At 70.6% G+C, this 2,620-nt stretch carries 5 protein-coding genes; all 5 read left to right on the forward strand.

Annotation, left to right across the window (positions count from 1 at the left end):
* Positions 1-325: 325 nt before the first annotated feature.
* Positions 326-691 carry a gas vesicle protein gene (locus ABZ641_RS32400; protein ID WP_344624634.1) on the forward strand — a complete coding sequence of 122 codons (366 nt, stop codon included), beginning with the start codon at positions 326-328 and terminating at the stop codon, positions 689-691.
* A gap of 66 nt (positions 692-757) precedes the next feature.
* Entirely contained in the window at positions 758-1,192 is a 435-nt protein-coding gene (locus ABZ641_RS32405; protein WP_344624633.1) for a gas vesicle structural protein GvpA, read from the forward strand.
* Between the two features lies 1 nt (position 1,193).
* Positions 1,194-1,907 carry a GvpL/GvpF family gas vesicle protein gene (locus tag ABZ641_RS32410; protein WP_344624632.1) on the forward strand — a complete coding sequence of 238 codons (714 nt, stop codon included), beginning with the start codon at positions 1,194-1,196 and terminating at the stop codon, positions 1,905-1,907.
* A gap of 17 nt (positions 1,908-1,924) precedes the next feature.
* A complete protein-coding gene (locus ABZ641_RS32415) occupies positions 1,925-2,176 on the forward strand; it encodes a gas vesicle protein GvpG (protein WP_344624631.1) in 252 nt (83 codons plus the stop codon).
* A 44-nt stretch (positions 2,177-2,220) separates the two neighbouring features.
* A partial coding sequence (locus ABZ641_RS32420; protein WP_359987640.1) for a gas vesicle protein occupies positions 2,221-2,620 on the forward strand: 400 nt, incomplete at its 3' end.

Consider the following 2,620-nt stretch of genomic DNA (forward strand, 5'->3'; position numbering starts at 1 on the left):
ATGACGTCCCGTCACTCACGCGCACCCCGTCAACCGCGTTGCGACACCGCGAGGGACGGACCCTCTCGGCGCTCGGGGCCGCGGCGAGCCGTATCTCCAGTCTGGTCAGTCGGCCCGGTGAGCGCACGCGGGGTACGGAGCTTCTGCACGGCGGCGGCGTGTGGCAAACCACGTCGTCCCGGTGGGCCCGGGGCCGACATCAACGGTCGTCCCGTGCATCGGACGTGCGCGGCTGCGCCGCCGATCCGGGCAGGGGACAATGGGACAGCAGGACGGAAGTAGCGCTGATGGGTGCAACCGATACGCCCGATTCCGGAGCAGGCAGATGGCCGCAGGCAGTGAGCACGGTGCCACGGCCGGTAGGCGTGCCCGTGAAGGCTCCCACGAGCCGCGAACAGCCCCTCGCCGCCGTGTAGCCAAGCCCGCGCGGCGGGTCTCGGCCCCCCGTGCCATCCGTTACGCGGCCGAGCAACTCGCCGAACTGCTCGGCCGGCCGCCGGAGTCGGTGTCGGCGCTGAAGCCGACCGAGGAGGGCTGGCAGGCCGACGTGGAGGTGGTGGAACTGGAACGGATCCCGGACACGACCAGCGTGATGGCCAGTTACCGCGTCACGCTCGACGAGGACGGCGAACTGCTCGGCTACGAGCGGATCCGCCGCTACAGCAGGGGGCAGGTCGACCGGCCGACGTGACACTCACCCGGCTGCAGTGGGGGCACACCCGCCGGAAGCACCGGCGGCCGGTGAAGGGAGGCACCCGTGACGGTGGTGCCGCAAGGCCAAGCCGGCGTTTCCCGTGGCGGGAGCACCGGCAGTCTCTACGACATTCTCGAGCTGATCCTCGACCGCGGGCTGGTGATCGACGTCTTCATCCGGGTCTCCCTGGTCGGCATCGAGATCCTGAAGATCGACATCCGGATCGTCGTCGCCAGCGTCGACACGTATCTGCGGTTCGCCGAGGCCTGCAACCGCCTCGACCTGGAGGCCGGGCGGAAGGCGCCGAGCAAGCTCACCGACATCGTCGGCGAGGTCACCGAGGGAGGTGCACACGGCAAGAGCAAGGGCGCTCTGTCCGGCGCCGTGGAGGCCGTCACCGACGCGCTCCACCTCGGAAGCGACGACGAGGACGAGAAGGAGCCCGCGCCCAAGCGTGAACGGCCGGCCCGCAGGCCCGCCCGGCGCCGGGAGGAATGACGTGTCCGTGTACGTGTACTCCATCACCGCCGCCTCCCACCCCCGCCAGTTGGCCGGGCTCGTCGGCGTGGGCGAGCCTCCCTCGACGCTCCGCAGTGTGTGCGCCGGGCCGCTCTGCGCGGTCGTCAGCGACGCCCCCGACGAACTGCGGCCCAAACGCCGCGACCTCACCGCGCACCAGAGCGTCCAGGAACGCCTGATGTCCGACGGCACCGTGCTGCCGCTGCAGTTCGGCCTCACCGCCCCGGACGACGACGCGGTACGGGCGGCGCTCACCGAACGCCACGACGAGTACCTGGAGCGCCTCACCGCCCTGGAGGGCTGCGCCGAGTACCACCTGAAGGCGGCCATCGACGAGAGCGCCCTGCTGCGCCAGATCCTGCTGGATTCCCCCGAGGCCAGGCAGCTCAACGACGAGATCACCGGCGGCAACACCAACCCGGACCTGCCGCTGGCCCTCGGCGAACTGGTCGCCAACGAGGTCCGGGCCCGCCACTACGCGCTGGCCACCGGCATCACCGAGGCCCTGCGGCCCCACGCCCGCCAGGAGGTCAACTCCGAGCCGACGGGAGACGACTTCCTCAACGTCTCCTTCCTGGTGGACCGGGAGCACGAGCAGCTGTTCCTCGCGGCCGAGAAGGGCCTCACCACCGAACTCGGCGACGACTTCGACTTCCGGCTGCACGGCCCGCTGCCCGCCTACAGCTTCGTCTGAGGAAGGAGGAAGCCGCCATGGGCCTGCTCACCCAGATCCTCACCCTCCCGCTCGCGCCGCTGCGCGGCACGGTCTGGGTGCTGGAACGCGTGGTGGAGACCGCCGAGAACGAGTACTACGATCCCGGCCCCGTCCAGCAGGAACTCGGCGCTCTGGAGCGGGCACTCCTGGCCGGTGAGATCGACGACGAGACGTTCGACCGGCGTGAGGACGAGCTCCTCGACCGCCTGGACGAGATCAGGGCCCACAGGCAGCAGACCGGCACCTGACAGTGCACCGCGCAACCCCGGCCGGAGAAGGAGGCGAAACGACCGTGACCGAGCCCGTCGCCAACCGCCTGGGTTCCTTCCCCTCCAGATCGGCGCCGCCCGGGGGGCAGTCCTCGGCCAGCCTCGCCGACATCCTGGAACGCGTGCTGGACAAGGGCATCGTCATCGCCGGGGACATCCAGATCAACCTCCTCGACATCGAACTGCTCACCATCAAACTGCGCCTGCTGATCGCCTCCGTGGACAAGGCCAAGGAGATGGGCATCGACTGGTGGGAGCACGACCCCTCACTGTCCTCCCGGGCCGGGAGCAGGGAGCCGCTGGAGGAGGAGAACCGGCGCCTGCGCGAACAGCTCGAGGCCCTGCGGGCCGAGAAGGGCCTGCCGCCCGCCGCGGCCGCCGACGAGAAGCCTGCGCGCCGGCCCGCACGCACGAAGCGGACAC

The organism is Kitasatospora sp. NPDC007106 (assembly GCF_040634455.1).
Classification (GTDB): Bacteria; Actinomycetota; Actinomycetes; order Streptomycetales; family Streptomycetaceae; genus Kitasatospora; species Kitasatospora arboriphila.